General features: G+C 70.5%; 16 protein-coding genes and 2 pseudogenes. 7 read left to right on the plus strand and 11 right to left on the minus strand.

The features are described from left to right. The first annotated feature begins 29 nt into the window (after positions 1 to 29). Together ABZZ74_RS09215 and ABZZ74_RS09220 are read left to right on the plus strand one after the other, a co-directional pair. The gene (locus tag ABZZ74_RS09215) at positions 30 to 308 is read left to right on the plus strand and encodes a GlsB/YeaQ/YmgE family stress response membrane protein (protein WP_356762711.1); all 279 of its coding nucleotides are present in this window, start codon (positions 30 to 32) and stop codon (positions 306 to 308) included. A 235-nt stretch (positions 309 to 543) separates the two neighbouring features. Continuing rightward, positions 544 to 1,728, plus strand: coding sequence for a type III polyketide synthase (locus ABZZ74_RS09220; RefSeq protein ID WP_356762713.1), 1,185 nt, complete (start codon positions 544 to 546; stop codon positions 1,726 to 1,728). 42 nt (positions 1,729 to 1,770) lie between these two features. Here the strand turns inward: ABZZ74_RS09220 and ABZZ74_RS09225 are convergent, their stop codons facing one another. Next, entirely contained in the window at positions 1,771 to 3,948 is a 2,178-nt protein-coding gene (locus tag ABZZ74_RS09225) for an ATP-binding SpoIIE family protein phosphatase (RefSeq protein ID WP_356762715.1), read from the minus strand. Positions 3,949 to 4,187: 239 nt separating this feature from the next. Here ABZZ74_RS09225 and ABZZ74_RS09230 point away from each other — a divergent pair, with 239 nt between their 5' ends. The 3 genes from ABZZ74_RS09230 to ABZZ74_RS09240 all read left to right on the plus strand — a co-directional run bounded on the left by ABZZ74_RS09230 (position 4,188) and on the right by ABZZ74_RS09240 (position 9,368). After that, positions 4,188 to 4,751: a dihydrofolate reductase family protein gene (locus ABZZ74_RS09230; protein WP_356762717.1), complete on the plus strand. Its 564-nt coding sequence runs from the start codon at positions 4,188 to 4,190 to the stop codon at positions 4,749 to 4,751. A gap of 136 nt (positions 4,752 to 4,887) precedes the next feature. Beyond that, positions 4,888 to 8,214 (plus strand): TIM-barrel domain-containing protein, encoded by a 3,327-nt coding sequence (locus ABZZ74_RS09235; protein WP_356762720.1) that lies wholly within the window; start codon positions 4,888 to 4,890, stop codon positions 8,212 to 8,214. A 125-nt stretch (positions 8,215 to 8,339) separates the two neighbouring features. Beyond that, complete coding sequence (locus ABZZ74_RS09240) at positions 8,340 to 9,368, plus strand: helix-turn-helix domain-containing protein (RefSeq protein WP_356762722.1); 1,029 nt, start codon at positions 8,340 to 8,342, stop codon at positions 9,366 to 9,368. A 61-nt stretch (positions 9,369 to 9,429) separates the two neighbouring features. On the opposite strand, the gene ABZZ74_RS09245 is transcribed toward ABZZ74_RS09240, so the two are convergent. Genes ABZZ74_RS09245 through ABZZ74_RS09260 form a run of 4 tightly spaced genes read right to left on the minus strand, consistent with a single transcriptional unit; the run spans position 9,430 to position 12,435 of the window. Next, positions 9,430 to 10,179 carry a D-Ala-D-Ala carboxypeptidase family metallohydrolase gene (locus ABZZ74_RS09245; RefSeq protein WP_356762724.1) on the minus strand — a complete coding sequence of 250 codons (750 nt, stop codon included), beginning with the start codon at positions 10,177 to 10,179 and terminating at the stop codon, positions 9,430 to 9,432. A 41-nt stretch (positions 10,180 to 10,220) separates the two neighbouring features. Then, a complete protein-coding gene (locus ABZZ74_RS09250; protein ID WP_356762726.1) occupies positions 10,221 to 10,643 on the minus strand; it encodes a hypothetical protein in 423 nt (140 codons plus the stop codon). A 24-nt stretch (positions 10,644 to 10,667) separates the two neighbouring features. Then, positions 10,668 to 11,063, minus strand: a complete 396-nt coding sequence (locus ABZZ74_RS09255; RefSeq protein ID WP_356762728.1) for a hypothetical protein — start codon at positions 11,061 to 11,063, stop codon at positions 10,668 to 10,670. 25 nt (positions 11,064 to 11,088) lie between these two features. Next, positions 11,089 to 12,435, minus strand: coding sequence for a GH25 family lysozyme (locus ABZZ74_RS09260; protein WP_356762730.1), 1,347 nt, complete (start codon positions 12,433 to 12,435; stop codon positions 11,089 to 11,091). Between the two features lie 417 nt (positions 12,436 to 12,852). Here ABZZ74_RS09260 and ABZZ74_RS09265 point away from each other — a divergent pair, with 417 nt between their 5' ends. After that, a complete protein-coding gene (locus ABZZ74_RS09265) occupies positions 12,853 to 14,214 on the plus strand; it encodes a serine/threonine-protein kinase (protein ID WP_356762873.1) in 1,362 nt (453 codons plus the stop codon). Between the two features lie 32 nt (positions 14,215 to 14,246). Here the strand turns inward: ABZZ74_RS09265 and ABZZ74_RS09270 are convergent, their stop codons facing one another. The 4 genes and pseudogenes from ABZZ74_RS09270 to ABZZ74_RS09285 all read right to left on the minus strand — a co-directional run. Continuing rightward, entirely contained in the window at positions 14,247 to 14,795 is a 549-nt protein-coding gene (locus ABZZ74_RS09270) for an N-acetyltransferase (RefSeq protein ID WP_356762733.1), read from the minus strand. A 232-nt stretch (positions 14,796 to 15,027) separates the two neighbouring features. Further along, on the minus strand, positions 15,028 to 15,252 hold the full coding sequence (locus tag ABZZ74_RS09275; protein ID WP_356762735.1) for a hypothetical protein: 225 nt from the start codon (positions 15,250 to 15,252) through the stop codon (positions 15,028 to 15,030). 101 nt (positions 15,253 to 15,353) lie between these two features. Then, positions 15,354 to 15,494 (minus strand): annotated as a pseudogene (locus ABZZ74_RS09280) (hypothetical protein); the annotation flags it as partial. 11 nt (positions 15,495 to 15,505) lie between these two features. Then, a pseudogene (locus ABZZ74_RS09285) lies at positions 15,506 to 16,096 on the minus strand (ATP-binding protein); the annotation flags it as partial. A 260-nt stretch (positions 16,097 to 16,356) separates the two neighbouring features. Between ABZZ74_RS09285 and ABZZ74_RS09290 the strand changes: the two are divergent. After that, a complete protein-coding gene (locus ABZZ74_RS09290) occupies positions 16,357 to 16,641 on the plus strand; it encodes a hypothetical protein (RefSeq protein ID WP_356762737.1) in 285 nt (94 codons plus the stop codon). 21 nt (positions 16,642 to 16,662) lie between these two features. Here the strand turns inward: ABZZ74_RS09290 and ABZZ74_RS09295 are convergent, their stop codons facing one another. Next, a complete protein-coding gene (locus ABZZ74_RS09295; RefSeq protein WP_356762739.1) occupies positions 16,663 to 17,223 on the minus strand; it encodes a hypothetical protein in 561 nt (186 codons plus the stop codon). Between the two features lie 201 nt (positions 17,224 to 17,424). Continuing rightward, positions 17,425 to 18,441, minus strand: a complete 1,017-nt coding sequence (locus tag ABZZ74_RS09300; RefSeq protein ID WP_356762741.1) for a winged helix-turn-helix domain-containing protein — start codon at positions 18,439 to 18,441, stop codon at positions 17,425 to 17,427. Between the last annotated feature and the right edge of the window lie 40 nt (positions 18,442 to 18,481).

Here is an 18,481-nt window from a genome sequence, read left to right on the forward strand (position 1 = left end):
CTTTACATGCGACGAATCGGAGACGCACTGTGGGCATCATCGCGTGGATCCTCATCGGCCTGCTCGCCGGCGCCATAGCCAAGGCCCTGATGCCGGGCAAGGACCCCGGGGGCATCATCGTCACCATGCTCATCGGGATCGTGGGCGGCCTGTTGGGCGGCTGGCTCGGCAAGGTGATCTTCGGGGTGGACTCCATCGACGGATTCTTCGACCTCTCCACCTGGGTCGCCGCGATCGTCGGCTCCCTGATCCTGCTGGCCCTCTACCGCCTCGTCACGGGCAACCGGCATTCGCACCGTCACGCATGACGCGCTGGTGACGTCCCTGTCCGGGCGCAACGCGACAGCTCCTTCCCTTGACGAAAGGGCAGGAGCTGTCGCGTTTTTGGCAGGAGTTCCCGAGTTGGCACCTTTGCCTCGTTTACGGCCAATGGATCGCCGGGGCGAAGTAGAGTGCCCTCACGGCGTCTTGGCCCTCGGGGTTGACGATCTGGGTGGGTTCTGCTGCCCAACGCCGTGAAGATGTGCGGAGAAAGGGGCGTATATGAGCGCCTATCTGTGTTCTCCCGCCGTGCTGCACGGTGAACACGCCGTGGAGACCGGTCAGATCCTGGCGGAGGTGCGCGGCCGACATCCGCATGCGCCCTGGCTGTCGCGCATCGACGGCATCGCAGCGAGCACGGGGATCGCCTCCCGTGGATGGATGCTGCCGCTCGAGACGGCCATCGCGCCGAGCGGTGGAAGCGGTCTGCGGACACCGGGAGTCGAGCCCGCCCGCGCGGCGCTGGCCCGCGACGGGTTCAGCGACCGGGAAGTGAACCGGGTGATCGCCGCCCTGGAGGCGATACCGGCGCAGCAGACCGTCGAGGAGCGCACCGCACCGGCCTGGGCGGCGGTGCAGGCCTACGGCGAGCGGGCAGCCCGCGAGGCACTGGAGACCGCTGGACTGCAACCCGCCGAGGTCGACTGCCTGATCACCAGTAACTCCACCACCCCGGCCCTGCCAGGGCTCGACCTGTCGTTGCTCAACCGCCTCCCGCTGCGCAGGGACGTGTTACTGCTGCCGGCCACCCAGTGGGCCTGCATCGCCGGGACCCGATCGCTGGCGCTGGCCGCCGATCTCGTCGGCGCGGACCCCGACCGGGCGGTGCTGGTGGTGATATCGGAGGCGCTGAGCACCACCTACCAGCCAGCCGACGACACGCTGGAATCCCTCATCGTCCGGCTGCTGTTCGCGGACACCGCCGTTGCCGCGGTGGTTACCGGCCGCCCCCGAGCAGAATCGATCCTGCGCCTGGATGCGGCCTGGCATCACACCCTGCCCGGGACCACGGACCTGCACCGCCTGGACACCCGGGCCGACGGGACCCACTTCGTCATGGACCGCCGAGGACCGCGTGCCGTCCAGGAGACGGTCGCCGCGATGTGGGCATGGCTGCGCGTACGCCACCAGGACGACCGGCACCCGTGGCACCCCGATCTCCTGCTCGCCCATCCCGGCGGGACCCGGGTGCTGGAGTACATGGAACAGACGATGCCCGACGGCTGGCCCGGGGGACTGCTGGCCTACAGCCGGGCCGGCTACACCACGGGCAACCGCGGCGGCGCCGCCGTACTCGACATCCTGCGGCGCGCGTACGACGCCGGCCAGAAATCCGGCAGTCGCACCGTGCTCTACGCGGCCGCGCCCGGACTGACCGCCACGGCCGTGGAGGGGGAGTGGCTGTGAGGCGGTGACCGGGGACCCGCCCCGCTCGTCCCGGCAGCCGCCCTACACGTCGAGTTCCGCCCAGACGACCTTTCCGGCATCGGTCCACCGCACGCCCCAGCGCGTGGTGAGCTTGTGGACCACGTGCAGGCCGCGCCCGCTGTCACCGAGCAACTCGGCGCGGCGCAGACGCGGCCGGCCGTTGCCCGCGTCGCCGACCTCGCACGTGAGGCGGTGGCCGGCTCTGACCAGCCGTATCGTGACGGGCCCGGTGCCGAAGAGGACGGCGTTGGTGACCAGCTCGCTGATCACCAGCAGCGCGCTGTCCCGGCCCTGGTCGCTGATGCGCCATCGCCGCAGCAGGGCGGCGACCAGAGCGCGGGCGCGGGCGGCGGTGTCGTCGGCGGCGGGCAGCCGCCAGGTCGCCGTGTCCCGGCTGCGCCGGCCGGTCGTACGGGCGAGCAGCAGGGTCACGTCGTCGCGCAGGCGACCCTGCGGGGCCAGCTCGGCGACCACGCGACGCGCGGCCTGCTGCAGATCGTCCCAGGGGTGCACCTCACGCACCGCTTCCCCCAGCCGCCCGATTCCCTCATCGATGGAGGCCACCGGGTCCTCCACCAGACCGTCGGTGTACAGGGCGAGGAGCGAACCGGGCGGTGCGGCGAACGACTGCAGGTCGAACGGCTCCCGCACCGCGAACTCGGCACCCAGCCCGGGGTGCGGCTGTGCGGTGACGGTGGTGGCTGAGCCGTCCGGGTGAACGAGGATCGGGGGCAGGTGCCCCGCGTTGGACATGACGACGCGGTGGTCGACGGGATCGTAGACCGCGATGCAGCACGTCGAGCCCAGCGCGCTGTAGCCGGCCGCCAGGCCCGCGTCCGTGTCGTCGAGGAGCGTGACCGTCTCGTCGAGACGCTCCAGGACCTCGTCCGGGCCCAGCCCCGCCGACAGCAGCGCGCGGGCCTCCATGCTCAGCTGGCCCATGGCGGCCGCGGCCCCCAGACCGTGCCCGACCACGTCGCCGACCACCAGCGCGGTACGGTCGCCCGGCAGCGGGAAGCTGTTCACCCAGTCCCCGCCGACGCCCGCGCTGTCGGGGGTGGTGGGCTGGTAGACGCTGGCGACCTCGATGGTGTCGCTGCCGGTCCGCGGCAGCAGTCGGCGCTGCAACGCCAGGACCTGGGCGTGCTCCCGCTGATGCTGGCGGGCCAGATCCACGTGCCGGGCGGTCTTGGCCACGAGTTCCTGCAGGTCCAGCAGCTCGCTGTCACGGAAGGGATGCTCCGGCCGGCGCCAGACCTCCGTCACCCCCAGCACGATGGGTCCCGGAGTGCCTTCCGGCCCTCTGACCACCAGCGGTATGCACGCCACGCTCGCGGGCAGGTTGCCGGGCACCAAGGCGCGCACCAGCCGGGGATCGCCGAGCACCCGCTCGATCGCCGCACGGTCGGGAATGACGATGGCCTGCGGCACGTCGTCGCGCGTCACCGCGCCCACCAGCAGACGGCTCGCCTCGCGGGGAAGGTTGTCCCCGCGCGTCAGATACCCCTCGGGCCAGGCCCGGTCCGGCGCCAGGGCCGCCCGACGCAGCCGGATGCGCTCGTGCGCCTGCTCGATGACCGCCTCTCCCGTCCACACGGCGAAATCGAAGTCCACGGCGGCCACGTCACCCCAGGCCAACAGGGACTGGGCCAGGGACTGCGCCGTCTCGCCGATGTCCAGGGACGTCCCGATCGCGGCGGCGGAGGCGTACAGATGCAGCCGTCTGGCCATGGCGATCAGGGAGACCGTCAGCCCGCCCTGTGACGCCGCGGCGGGCAGGATGCTCATCGAGACCACCAGGTCGGTGCCGTCGTCCCGCCGCAGGCGTTGCACCCGGGCGACGTGCGCCTCCTGCGTCTCGATGACGTTCTGCAGCCTCTGGGTGACGGTCGGTACGTCCTCGGGAGGCAGCAGCGCGGAGAAGGCCGTGCCCGGCGCGGCGGTGACACCGGCGAAAGGGGCCGCGTCCAGATTGCAGCTGGTGATCGTCAGATTCCGGTCGAGGTTGACCACCGCTAGGATCTGTTCCTGACCTCCACCCTCACGCCCCTCACCTGCGGATCCCTGGCCACGGCGGGCGCTCTGCGCACCGGCGGGGTCCCGGGCCGCACTGGCTCCCGCCCGGGGGACGTAGTCCGCCAGGGCGCCGCTGACCATGTCGAACGGCGAGTCGGGCGAAGAGGGGGATGTGGGGTCCATGCGGCTCACTCAGCTCGCTGACTCCGGCACACGCCGGAGAGGCATTCCCGAGTACGTGCGATCGAGCCCCGAGATCCCTCACCGCACACCTCTTGGATAGCACAGAACGCCGTCCTGACCGTAGGGGGAGCCGCCGGCGAAGGAGCCCGGGCCGGGAAAACGCGCACGCCCTGATGTCTCTCAAGGAAATGATCTCCTGGCGGCCCTAGTCTCGGTCCCGTCACCGAGGAGGGCTTCTGATGCGCAGCGTGACCTATTCGATGAGCATGTCGCTCGACGGCTACATCGTCGGACCGGACGGCCGTTTCGACTGGACGGCGCCGGACCCGGACGTCTTCCGCTTCTGGATCGAGGAGATCCGAGACGTCGGCGTCCACCTGATGGGACGACGGCTGTACGAGACGATGCTGTACTGGGAGACGGCCGACCAGGATCCGTCGCTCGGCGAGGCGGAGCTGGAGTGGACCGCGCTGTGGAAGCCGCTTCCCAAGGTGGTGTTCTCCTCCACACTGCACGAGGTGCAGGGAAACGCCCGCCTGGCTTCCGGCAGCGTGGCGGAGGAGATCGAACGACTGCGCAACGAGCCCGGCGAGGGCGAGATCGCGATCGGAGGCGCCACCCTTGCCGCCGAAGTGGCCGCCGCGGGTCTGATCGACGAGTACCGGACCATCCTCTACCCGGTACTGGTCGGCGGAGGCATTCCATACTTCCCCCGGCACGAGCGCCGGGTGGACCTCGAACTGGTCGAGACCCGCACCTTCAGCTCCCGGTTCGTCCACCTGCGCCACCGGGTGGTGCGCTAGCCGCCGTCCCCGTCCCGTCCGACATCGACGTGCAGGGGTCTTATCAGCACCGCTGTCAACGACATACCCTCGCGCCACTCGCACACCCAACGCGAGCACGTAGGTGTCATCCGGCTTGCAGGGAAACGGAGTTGACATGGCAGCCGCATCGAAGAGACGACGGCTCGGATCCATACGGCGGCGGGTGGGCGCGGCCGCCGCTCTCGCCATCGCCGCCGCGACGCTGGCAGGGGCCCCGCCGGCGTCGGCCGGGAGTTCGCAGGGGCATCGCATTCCGACCGTCAGGTCGGGGGACGCGCGGTTCGAGATCCTCTCGCCGACGCTGATCCGCACCGAGTACGCGGGCGACGGCGCGTTCACCGATGCCCCGACCTTCAACGCGATCGGCCGCGGCGGCTTCGACCCGGCCGCCTACACGGCCACCACGTCCGGAGGTTGGCTGACCATCAGGACGAGGGCGCTGACCCTGCGCTATCAGGTGGGCTCCGGGCCCTTCAACGCCCGTAACCTGTCCGTTCACCTGACTGCCGGCGGTACCCCGGTGACCGCCACCCCGTGGCAGCGGCTGACCTGCGAGGTCGGCGCGCTGTGCGAGGCGGAGAGCCTTCAGCTGAACGGGCTGTCCGTGGCGGCCGACCACGCCGGTCACACCGGCATCGGCTTCGCCGCGGGCTTCGAGGGCACCGGCAGCTCGGCATCCGCTGACATCGATGTCAAGCAGGCCGGTGCCTACCAGTTCGGCCTGCGGTACGCCAACTCCCGTGGCGCGGACGGCCAGACCCGCACCCGTACGCTGACCCTCTCGGTGGACGGCGGCGAGCCCCGGACGGTCACCCTGCCGACCACGGCCGACTGGGACACCTGGAGCCTGGCCACCGCGCACCTCGACCTGACCGCCGGCCACCACACGATCGCCCTGACCCGGACCGCCTCGGACAGCGGCGACGTCAACGTCGACAGCGTCGCCCTGGTCCACCCCGGTGACGCCTATCCGCCGGTCGACAGCACGGCGATCACCGACTGCCCGCTCGGCACGAGCTGCGAGGCGGAAGCCGGAAGGACCGGCGGCAGCGCCGTCAGCGCCACCGACCACACGGGATACGCGGGCAACGGCTTCGTCGCGGAGCTCAACAAGGGCTCGAGCCTGACCACCCATGTGGTCGGCGTTCCGGCCGACGGCACCTACACCCTGCGGGTGCGCTACGCCAACGGCACCGGCGGCGACGGCCTCCACCAGACCCGTACGGCCTCGGTCTCCGCCGGCAGCGCCACCGCCCCCCTGACACTGCCGGCGACACAGGACTGGGACACCTGGGCGACCGCGTCGGTACCCATGGCCCTGAAGGCGGGCGACAACGACGTCACCCTCGACTGCCCCGAGGCGGCGAGCTGCCACGTCAACCTCGACACCGTCTCCGTGGCCGCCCCGCAGCAGGCCGCACCAGCGCCGCACCTCGCCCTCGGCGGCTACCGCCGGGGTCTGGACGGCGTGAACGGCGACGGCAGTGCCCCGGTCACCACCCCCGGTCTGCTGCACCGGGACGGCTGGTACCTGCTGGACGACACCCCCTCGGCGCTCTACGACACCGCCTCCAAGAAGGCCACCTCGCGGCCCTCGCACGGCGGTTCGCCCTATCAGGACGGCTACCTCTTCGGCTACGGCCACGCCTACAAGCAGGCACTCACCGACCTGGCCACCCTGACCGGCCCACCCCAGCTGCTGCCGCAGTGGGCATACGGCGTGTGGTACTCGGAGTACATCGACCGCACCGCGGCGGACTACGAGCACACGATCCTTCCTGCCTTCCGGTCCGAACACGTACCGCTCGACGTGCTGGTGACCGACACGGACTTCAAGGCCGTGAACACCTGGAGCGGTTGGGAGATGGACCCGGCCAAGTTCCCCGACCCGAAGGGCTTCTTCGACTGGTCGGCCGCGCAGGGGCTGCACAACACCCTCAACGTGCACCCGAGCATCCTCGCCTCCGACCCGCAGTTCGCCCGGGCGCAGGCCACGGCCAAGGGCAAGCTCACGAAGGGCGGTTGCGCCTCGGCAGCCTCGGTCGACGACAACTGCTACACCTTCGACTTCGGTGACCCCGACCAACTCAAGGCGTACCTGGACCTGCACCGGACCCTGGACGAGCAGGGCAACGACTTCTGGTGGCTCGACTGGTGCTGCGACTCCTCCCAGTCGTCACTGCGGGGCGTCACACCGGACGCCTGGATCAACCAGCAGTACGCCGGACTCACCGGGGAGACCAACAGCCGCGGATTCGTCCTTTCCCGCGCCTACGGCTCCCTCCAGGCGGGCGGTTACAGCGGCCAGCAGGCGCTGCCGACCGGACCCTGGGCTGACAAGCGCACCACCGTGCACTTCACCGGCGACACCGCCTCCACCTGGGGCACGCTGAAGCTGGAGGTCGGCTACACGCCGGGGGAGTCCGCCGCGACCGGGACGGCGGCCATCACCCATGACATCGGCGGGCACAACGACACGACAGGGCTGACCGGCTCGGAGACCTACACCGACGGCGGCCAGACCCGTACCACGCACAAGCTCCCGGACGACCTGTACGCGCGCTGGGTGCAGTTCGGCGCCTTCCAGCCGATCGACCGGCTGCACAGCAACCACAGCGACCGGCTGCCCTGGCAGTACGGCACACAGGCACGGAAGTCGGCCGACAGGTTCCTCAACCTCCGCGAGAACCTGGTGCCGTACACATACGCACTGGCCGCGGAGGCGAACCGGACCGGTGTGCCGATCGTCCGTCCGACCTACCTGGAGTATCCGGACGAGGCACGGGCCTACGAGACGGCCACCAGCGAGTACTTCTACGGCTCCGACGTCCTGGTCGCCCCGGTGACGACACCGGGCGCGACGGCGACCACCAGCGTGTGGTTCCCGCCCGGCCGGTGGACCGACTACTTCACCGGCAGGACCTACCAGGGCGGCACCACCCAGACCATCACCACCGGCCTGGACACCATGCCGGTGTTCGTCAGGGCCGGCGGCATCCTGCCGACCCGCACCCATGACGTCACCGACAACGACCGCAACCCGCTCACCGACGTCACCCTGACCGTCGCCTCCGGCGCGTCGGGCTCGTACCGCCTGTACGAGGACGACGGAGCCACCGGGCGGAAGGGACACAGCGCCACCACGACCGTGCGGTACGAGGACAAGGGCACGCGCCACACCGTGTCGATCGGCCCGGCGCGGGGCTCCTTCCACGATCAGGTGCAAAGCCGCCGCTGGACCCTGTCCGTCCTGGGCACCACCCATGCGCCGACCAAGGTGAGCGCGACCGGAGTGCGGCTGACCCCGCGCGACTACCGCTGGGACGGCTCCACCGGAACACTTACGATCACCCTTCCCCGGCACACCGTCCACGGCCCGATCAGCGTCACCTACCAGGACTCGGTTGCGAAATCCCTTTCCGCGAGGGGAGAGAGGGGTTGACGCTTTTTCAAACGGTGTCATTTACAAGGGAATTGCAGACAGGCGCCTCACAGGAAAAGACTCGCCACTTCCCTTCCGCGGTGTAACTTCTACCCGTCAGTAGGGGCTTGAACAAGGGTGGATCTGTGGCTGCCTCTCCGCGAACCGAGAAATTCGCCGCATACCTGCGGATGCTGAAAGAGCGCAGTGGCCGGGGATACGACCGCCTCGGCAAGGAGGCGGGCGTCAGCGGTTCCAGCCTGCATCGGTACTGCTCCGGCCTCAGCGTCCCGGCGGACTACCGGGTGGTGCACGCCTTCGCCAAGGTGTGCGGTGCGAGTGCGGAGGAGCTGCGCGAGCTGCACCGGTTGTGGGCTCTGGCGGACAGCGAACGGGACACGCCGGAGCCCACTGCCGAGGAGGAGGTGCAGACTGGCCCCGCACCGGAGGACGTCACGCCGCCGCAGATCACCCTCGATCAGGACGTGGTGTCGCGACGGTCCTGGCTGCCCCGCAAGCTGTCGCCCCGATGGGCGATCCTGGCCGCCGTCGTCGCGGTGATGCTGGTGGCCGGTTTCGTGTGGCTACCCTCCGAGAACACTGCCGGTGACGCTCCGACCGGGGACAGGGTGCTGGACTCCCCGGGATGCGCGACGGTGAGCATGGGGGAGCACGACGAGTGCGTGCGCGAGGTGCAGAGCCTGCTGGTGCGGGCCAAGGGAAAGCTCGCTGTCGACAGTGACTTCGGGCCGGAGACCCTGCGCAGGGTGACCGCCTTCCAGGTGCTGGCGGGCGTGACGGCCAGGGGCGTGGTCGACGAGGACACCAAGAAGGCGCTGTACGCGCAGAAGGTGAGCATGGTGACCTGGTCGCCGGACCGGGTGGCGAAGCGGATCCGGGAGGTGTTCGTCGAAGACCCCGACACCGCCGTGGCCATCGCCCGCTGCGCCTCCTTCCTCGACCCCCTGTACGTCCTGCCCAACACCAACGGCAGCCGCAACTGGGGCGTCTTCCAGATATCCGACGCCCGCCTGCGCGAGCTCGGCGGCACACCGCTGCGGGCGTTCGACCCGGACTGGAACATCAAGGCCGCCCACCGGCTGTGGGCCGTACGGCACGACTTCCATGACTGGCCCTCCTGCCAGGCGGCCCTCAAGAACACGCCGAAGAGCTGAAGCGTGGAGCTCCGGGCGCCGCCGCGGCGACATCCGGAGCTCCACTCCCCCGACAGCGGCGTCAGACCGTGCCGTCCTCCCACCACCAGTCACGGCCGAGGTCGGCCCGGCTGTCGACGTGCTGGTGGTCGGTGTTGTACGTCTCCAGCCCGGAGAACCCGCAGGTCTCCGCCTTTTGGTAGACGGTCTTGTTGGCCACGCCGGGCACGTCGAGGTCGGCCGCGGTGCCGTACAGGTGCATGCTGTCGCTGGCGCCGCCGATCTCGGCGTTGTGCGCGATGCTGCGGAAGCCGGAGTTGACGGTGATCGGCTTGTCGCCCAGCTTCTTGCGCAGCGCCTCCAGCTTGTACATGCAGCGGCGGACGTTCTCCTTCACCTGCGAGGCGCTGAGCTTGCCGCCGTTGAAGGTGCCGTCCGACTGGTTGACGAACTCGCTCCAGTTGAAGTGGAGCGTCGAACCGTCCGACTGCTCCAGCGAGTTGAGCTTGGCCTGGGTGTTGGGCCCGACACTGCCGTCGACGGAGAGGCCGTACGCCGCCTGGAACCGGCGCACGGCCGCCGCCGTACCGGGGCCGAAGTCGCCGTCGATGCTGACCCGGCTGTGGCTGGCGCTGTCCGCCGCCCAGCCGGCGACCCGGATCTGCAGCTCGGTCACGTCCGCGCCGCTGTCGCCCTGGTTCAGGGTGCGCGACCACGAATAGGCCTGCGCGGTGCCGGAGAACAACAGCTGGCCGAACGCGACGCCGGCGCCGGCGGCCAGCGTGCCCCGCAGCATGGTGCGGCGGTTCATGGGACGGAAGGAGGAAGCCATGGTCGTCCTTTCGGGAACGGTGAGCGGTAAGGGGCGAGCGGTCAGTAGGCGATCTGGAAGGTGACGTTCTGCGCGTCGATGTCGTAGGCGTGCACGCGCAGGACGAAGTGGGTGCCGTCCTTGACGTCGGTGGCGACGGTGGCCCACTCGGTGCCGTGCGTGGTGTACGCGTCGTCGTTGTTGCACTTGCTGGTGTGGTCGACGAACACCACACAGGCGTCCAGGTAGATGCCCTGCGGCCCGTCCGTGAGGAGGCGCATGTTGATGTCGTTGCACCGCGAGGTCGTGGTGTAGGTGCCGTACTCCTTGGCGGCCGCCTGGTAGTGGTACGTCAGGGTCTTGGCCCCGCCGTAGCAGCTGGTGGCGGCAGCGGCCGAGGGCTGCGCCGACGCGGGCGCGACGCCCGCCGTCAGCAGCGCGGCCGTGGTGAACAGGGCCGAGGCGAACGTCCTTGTGCTGATCATGGTGGTCTCCGTGGATGAGGGGGGTCAGTAGGCGATCTGCATGACGGCGTCGTCGCCCTCCAGGGGCACGCCGGCGGGCACCGTGAACTTGGTGTCGTCCAGGACGTCGGTGGCGATGGTCGTCCAGCTACGGCCGACCCTGGTCCAGTGGTTGCAGGTGCCGTACTTCGCGAACTTCACGCAGGCGTTGACGTAGTCGGCGGTTCCGCCGATGACGCGCATGTTGATGTCGTTGCAGCGGCTCGTGGTCCAGTAGGGGCCGAACTCGAGTGCGTCCCCGTAGTGCACGGTGACCGCCCCGCCGTAGCAGGAGGTCGCTGCGGCGGCCGGAGCGGCCGAGGCGGAGGCGGTCGTCGGTGCGGTGAGGCCCAGGGCCACGAGCAGCGCGACCGGAAGCGCGCGTGCGAACCGGGTGGTCATGCGGGTTCTCCTGTCGCGGGCGGGGTCAGCGATTGGCCAGACGGTCCAGATCGGCCTGGGTGCCGTTGAACACGTCCGCGGTCGCGGGTGCCTGGATGCCCGGGAACAGTGCGGCGTCGGTGTACTGCCACATCGTCCAGGTCGTGGAGCCGTTCGGCAGCGGCGGCTGGGTGATCGACTGGCGGTAGTCCGCGAGTTGCATCGGATAGCGGGCGAAGGCGGTCGTCGAGCCCAGGCAGTCGTCCAGGAAGGACTTCTGGGTGTAGATGATCGGAGTGCGGCCGAAGGCGGCCTCGACCCGGTCGAGCCAGGCCTTGAGGTCGGCGACCGTGCCGTAGACGGGGCAGCGTCCGGTGCCGTCGTCCATGCGTTCCAGGTCGAAGATCGGGGGCAGGTCGCCCGCCCGCTGCCCGGTGTAGCCGGTCGCGCGTACGGCGGCGATGAACCGGTCGGCCTGCGCGGCACCCGTGTCCGGCGCACTGCCCGTGTAGAAGTGGTACGGCGCGACGGCCAGCCCGGCCGCCCTGGCCGCCGGGAGGTCGGTGGCGAGGTACTCGTCGGTGACGTTCATGCCCCGGGTCGCCTTCACCGTCGCGAACTCGACACCCGAGGCCCGCACGGCCTTCCAGTCGATCGGCGCACCGCCCGGGTGCTGGTACTTGGCCGTGTCCAGGCCGTCGATGGAGTAGCCGGCCGGGCGCGGGGGAGTGCAGTACGTGTTACGGCTGGACCAATCCACCAGCTTGGCCCAGGTGTTGGGTCCCACGACGCCGTCGGCACTGAGGCCGGCGCAGTGCTGGAGCTCGATGACCCGGCCCTCGGTCCCGCCCCCGAAGTCGCCGTCGATGGTCAGCGGCGGATAGTGGTACGGCTCCATGGCCAGGTTCAGCCGGCACTGCACCTCCTTGACCTCGGCCCCGTTCGCGCCCTTGCGCAGCGTCGGCCGCGTGTCGGTGTGGCCGCACACGGTCGACTGCGCCGTACTCGCCGTGCCCTGGGTGGCGCAGGTGTGCGGTCCGGCGGCCCAGGTGTTCAGCGCCGCCCAGGTCTGCGGGCCGAGGACACCGTCCACGCCCAGCCCGGCGCACCGCTGGAACTCCTTGACCCGCGTCTCCGTCGCCGGCCCGAACGAGCCGTCCGCCGCGATCGGCGTGTACCGGCTCGGTTTCGTCGCCAGGTTGAGTTCGCACTGCGCCTCGACCGCCGCGTCCCCCGTCGATCCCCGCTGCAGTGTGGGCTGTTCGCTCGTGTGCCCGCAGACCGCGATCGCGGTGGCGGCGGACCCTGCCGCCTGCACGACCGCCGTGCCGCACAGGGGCAGGACCGCTGCCACGGCGAGGGTCAGACCCCGCAGAAGCGTCCTTCGTCCCATCTGGTGTTCCCCCTCTGATGAGTGGCCGGGAGCCCCCGGCGCGGATCATGCTGGCAGCGCCCGTCCCCAACCGGACCCCGTCACCCCCGGATTGGGACGCCGGGATGGTCTCAGGGGTGTGACCTGCGAAGAAGGGTCCGCGGTGGGACGAATGTGGGACGCCGACGGAGACAAAAGACGCCGGATTTCCGTCGCGATCGGTCACCCGCGCTGACGGAAACGGTCCATCGGGTTCTCGCGGGTTCCGTCGAGCGACAGAAGATGTGTCTTCTCTGTGCAAGCGGGAGCTGGAGGGGTACCTGCGACTGGCGGCCGGTCGGCGGCCGTGTCCGGCGGTGCTGTTCTGTGAGGCAGGGGGAGATCGAGGTGGGGTTGCGTGAGGCGCACGGCGCCCGGCCGTCCGGGCGCTTCGCCCGGATTCTGGCGGGCCGTTACCGTCTGGACGCGCTGATCGGCTCGGGAGGCGCGGCGGACGTCCACCGGGGGTTCGACCTGCGGTTGCGACGACCGGTGGCCGTCAAGATCTTCCGCGCCGGCACCGGCTTCGACACGGAGGAGGACTTCCGCAGCGAGGCGGTCATTCTGGCCCGGCTGCACCATCCGGGGCTGGTGACGGCGTACGACGCCGGACGCCACGACGGCGAGGCGTTCCTGGTCATGCAACTCGTCGACGGCCCCACCCTCAAAGCCCGCCTCGCGCAGAGCCCTCTGTCGAGTGAGGCGACCGCAGCGCTCGGTGCCGAACTCGCCGACGCCCTCGCGCACGCCCATGAAGAGGGGATCATCCACCGGGACGTCAAACCGTCCAACATCCTTCTGGACGCCTCCGGCCGACCTCATCTGACCGACTTCGGGATCTCCCGGCGCCTGGACGCCACCACCCGGACCGCCACCGGCACCCTGGTCGGCACGGCGGCCTATCTGTCCCCTGAGCAGGTACTCGGCCGGCCCGTGGGGCGCCCCGCCGACGTCTACGCGCTCGGCCTGGTCCTCCTGGAATGCCTCACCGGCAGGCTCGAATACGACGGCACGCCCCTGGAGGCGGCCATAGCCCGGGTGCATCGCCCGCCCGCCATTCCGGACTTCCTGCCCGCCGAACTGGCCACCCTGCTGCGTCAGATGACGGCCCTGGACGAAGAGACCCGCCCCACGGCACACGACTGCGCACGAATCCTGGCTCAGCCGACTGCGGTGCCGCACGCCGCGGAACGGACTGTGTGCGCGGCCGTGAGCAGCGTCGTGCCTGCGGCCGCGGAGTACGCAGACGCCGGGGGTACCCACCACGGCCTCCTGCCTGACGCGAAGCCGCTCGGCCTCTCCTGGGCGGCACTTCGGCCCGCCTTCGCCCGCAGCCGCCTCGGGATGTGCGGATCCGCGGCCGCACTGGCCGCCGTCGTCACCGCGGGTCTCGTCGTCACCGACGGCCTCTCGCAGCACGGCGCCACCGGCGAAGCGGCTCCGTCGGCCAGCAGTCCGGCCGTGCCGTCATCCCCCGGCACTCCCACAGGCGATGACCACAGCCCCGCCACACCGACGCGCTCGTCGACCCCGTCCTTCTCGGCCCACCCGATTCGGGACGGGGCCCCGGGCGGCGGCGCTCACCCCTCGTCGGATGGCGGCCCGGGCCGCCATCCGGGCGACCGCGCCGCATCGGCATCCGGCAAGGGCACGCCAGTCGATGCCACGGCACGGGGCAAGAAGAAGTCCCCGAGTGATCTGCCCGGGCAGGGCAAAGGGGGGAAGGGCAAGAAGGACAACCGCGCGTATGGAGATCGCTAGTGGGCCGTCCCCGTCCTCGGGCGCTCGCGACCCTACGCCTCGGGGTCGCGCAGGCCGACTGCGTCATGCCGCCAGAACGGCTCCGCGTAGACCAGCGTCCCCGTCATCCATGGCTCGTGCTCCGGGAACCTGATGACCTGAAAGGCAGCGTCCGGTATACGCAGGGACGGCTTGCGGAAGCCCAGGCCACCGCCGGGCACGAAGCCGAAACGCGAGTAGTAGCCCGGATCGCCCTCCAGAAAGACGAGGGGAACGGCCCGTTCGGCGAGGACCTCCAGTCCGTGCCGGACCAGGGCCGAGCCGATACCGCGCCGCTGGAACTCCGGCGTGACGGCCAGCGGACTGAGGACGTGCACGTCCACCAGCCGGCGAGGGGCATCGAGAAGACTGCGGGTGAACATCACGTGCCCGACGACCTGTCCGCCCTCCACGGCGACCAGCGAGAGACCGTCCTCGGGCGTGACGGTGCTCCGCAGGGTGTCGACCAGGTCGGCCACGACGAGGCCATGGTCACCGAACGCCCGCAGGTGAACGTTCCGTACGGCCGGTCTGTCGGTCGGAAGTTCTGCGCGAAGATCCATGCCCGGAGGGTAAAGGCCCCTCGGGGCGGCTCGCACACGGTTTTGGAGCAGGAACGACACGCGGCCCGACGCCTTCCGTAGGAGTGGATCGTGCTGTGTAGAGCGGGGTGACCGCGCTGCGCCTGGTAGGTCCGTCCGGCCACGCACTGTTCGCCGTCGGGCGGGGTCAGCTCCCTCTCAACAGCCGTCCCGGGACATGACGACCACGCCACGCCCGGTCGTCTCCTGTGGGCTACGTCGTGGTCGTCGTGGCGGGGAGTCCCGCGTTCGTGAGGGCCGAGGTGGGTTCGGAGAGCAGGTGGGCTCGGCGTTCTTCCGGTGTCAGGGAGCGGAAGATCCGATCACGAGCGGCCGACAGGAGGCAGGCGATGTCCCTTTCGGCGGCCCAGATCCGGATCGTACGGTCCTCGGCGGCGGAGCCCGGCGGCTGTCCGGCAGCCAGGCGACGGAGGTGCATCGGTCGCGGTGGATGCCGATCACCCTGCTGTCCCCGCCGAGCGACGGATTCCACAGACCCACCGTGCGGTCGTCCGAGCAGGTGGCGATGCGGCTGCCGTCCGGGGACCAGGCGAGGCCGCGGACGCGGGCGTCATGGCCCCCGAGGAGGTGCAGGAGGGTGCCGGTGGCGGTGTCCCAGACGCGTACGGTCCAGTCGGCGGAGCTGGTGGCGAGCCGGGTGCCGTCGGGAGACCAGGTGATCGCGTCGACGGCTTCCGGGAGTCGGTGATCAGTTCCTCGAGCTGGTCGATCACCAGCAGCGTGCGGCCGGGGAGCACGCCGCCAGGGGTACGAGTCCCGAGACTGCCGGCGAGGTGCTGCAGCGGCTCGGCGCCGGGCACCATCATCGGCAGGACGGTCCACCGCGAGCGCAACAGACGCGGCAGCACCCCGGCATGCACCAGCGAACTCTTCCCGCTTCCCGACATCCCCGTGACACACACGAACCGCTCCTGCGGATCGGGCGCGGACGTGTTCAGCCGTCGGACGATCTGCGTGACCTCCTCGTCCCGCCCGAAGAACACGGCCGCCTCCGACCGGCCGAAGGCCGCGAGCCCCGGATAGGGGGTGTCCTGCGGATCCCAGGCCGGCTGCGGCGCGGCGGGATGCGTCTGCCGGTGGACCACCACCTGGCCCACGACGACCACACCCAGCAGGACGATCACCACGAACGGCGCGAGCCGGTCGAGGGAGCGCACGACCGGCGACTGGACCGCGTTCGCGGCGAAGTTGGCCGCGACTTCCAGAAACGCGGCGGAGACCAGGACCGCGACTTGCAGAGTCTGAGGTGAGCGTTGCCGCATGGGCTTCCCCCTAGTCGCTAGGTGTTGCCCCACCACAGTCCTCTCGAAACCGAACAAGCCGACAAACCGTCACGCCAGCGAGTGGCCGAACTGCGGGGCGGACAGGGGCCGTTGAGTCGCTCCACGGGAGTTGATGGTGATCTCGTCGGACAAGTACATCGCCCCTATCGAAGGACCCGGCCTCATCCGATGGGGCCATAGCGGAGCGAAGACGTACCACCTGCGTACGCGGGCGCGTTGCCTCCAGCATGGACCGCACCGTGAGCACCGGGCTCCTCGTCCCGGAGGACGAGGAACAGCAGACGTCGTACGGCACCTGCCTCGCGGCGCCGCAGGAGGATCCGCCCATCTACGCCGCGCTGATCAGGGAGTGGCGGGCTCGCGACCGCACGGTACCCGGGGCTCGTGATCCCCAGTGGACGCTGCTCACGGCCATCACTCCCGCGATCACGGCGCACCAATCGGGCCCGGTGCGTGCGGCGCGCTGGGAACGCGACGCCGAACTGCGAGCGGAGCAGCCCGCTGATCAGATGCCCGCACGCTGACGCAGCCTCACAGCGGTGCGTTCACGGCCTCGCGGCGTCCGGCGTGGTGCTCCGCGGATGACCGACGGTCCCGTCGACGGCCGAAAAAAGGCCGTCGGGGGTCGTCGCCCCGCACGTGGGGCACCGTCGTCGCCACCGGGCCTGCGAGGAGAGCCGGCCCAGGGCCAGCTGCAGGGCCAGTTCCACGGCGGCCGGCACGAACAGTGCGCCGCTCCCGTTCGGCGGAATCACCCAGCGCAGACGTCCGACGGCACGGTACGGCGCCGGGACCGCCACCCACGCTCCCTTGCCCGAGTAGCGGATGCCCGAACCGATCCAGCGGCCCGTGGGATCGGGCGGCAGGAAGAACGCCACCCGGCGGGCACACACGTCCGCGAGCGCGGGACCGGGTGGCTGCGGGATGCCCAGCAGGGCGTCCAGGGCGGGCATGGCCAGTTCCTCGGGCACGCTGAGCACGTCCCAGAACCGGCCGCACGCGAGCACCGCGATACCCGACTCGCTGTGCCACTGCCGCTTGCACTCGCGTGGATCGTTCGCAGCGGCCGCGAGCCACTCGGTGGCCTGCCGCATGGCGGTCTGCATGGTGTCCTCCGGCTTCCCGTTGCCCGCGCAAGCGGACAGACTCCTCCCACACAGCCGGGACGGCCAGGCCCGGCATATTCATGCTGGTAGATATTTCCACCTGGCGGAAGGGGTGGCGGACCCTGGCGAATCACTTGCCGGTGTTCGCTGCCGGATCACGGCGGAACGCAACCCCCGAAAGGCCGGTGTTTTCCGCGCCCGTCAGGGGTGGGCCGGATCCGTTCCCGTCAACGAGCGTGCGTCCGTGTCCAGCAGTTGGTGGCCCATGGCCGTCGCGGAATGCCGTACGAACTGGCCCTCCCGTTGGCTCGCCACCAGTCCTCCGTCCCGCAGGACGGCGAGCTGGTAGCTGGCGCTGGGGAGGGCGATGCCCACCGCTTCCGCCACCTCGGAGGTTGTGCGGGTGCGGCCGCGTGCCACCTGGGCCAGCACGGAGGCCCGGGTACGACCCAACAGGCGCTCCAGACCGCCACCGTTGAGGGCGACCGTGTCGAACGGCCGGGCGGTGAGCGGAAGGACGAGCAGCGGGCCGAGCGTCGGATCGGCGAGCGCGGTGGGCCTGCGCCAGCAGAAGTAGGAAGGGAGCAGCAGCAGACCCCGGCCGTCCAGATGCAGGTCCCGGTCGGCGGGATAGTCAACCTCCAGAACCGGTGGGTTCCACCGGGCGAACGGCCGCAGACTCTCCAACAGAGCACGGACTCCGCCGTCGAGGAGGGTACGGGCCCGCAGATCGACCTCGGCGTGCACGGCTCGGCGAACCAGGCCCCACCGCGGTTCGAGCAGGGCCTTGGAAGAGACCTCCAACGCCTTGACCAGGGAACCCATGCCTCGGTCTCCCGGCCTGCCGAGCGTCGCGGTCCACGCCGGAAGCGGGCGGGCCCCGGCGAGAATGGCCAGCTCCTGTTGGAGCCGGGCGCGGGGTGTGGCCCGCACCTGTTCCAGAGCTGCGGGCAGACCCTCGTCCGAGACGGACGGGGTGAGGAAGTCGGGGATGTAGCCGACGGGCGGGACGAGCGTCCCCAGCAGATGCAGGGCGCGGCGCGCCTCCGGATCGCGGGCCGTCCGCTGCAGGACACCGCGGCGCCACGCGCCGAACTCGAGCGGCCCCTGTTGGGTGACCAGTCGGCAGGCGGCGCAGACGAGTTCCCACAGCGGATCGGGGCGACGGGCCACGCGGATGCTCTGTAAGTCGAGGGACGTGAAGTGGATGCGGAGCATGCAGGCCTCATTTCATGGTGGTGGGGGGTTGGTCGAGGCG

Source organism: Streptomyces sp. NPDC006476, assembly GCF_040612015.1.
Classification (GTDB): Bacteria; Actinomycetota; Actinomycetes; order Streptomycetales; family Streptomycetaceae; genus Streptomyces; species Streptomyces griseorubiginosus_B.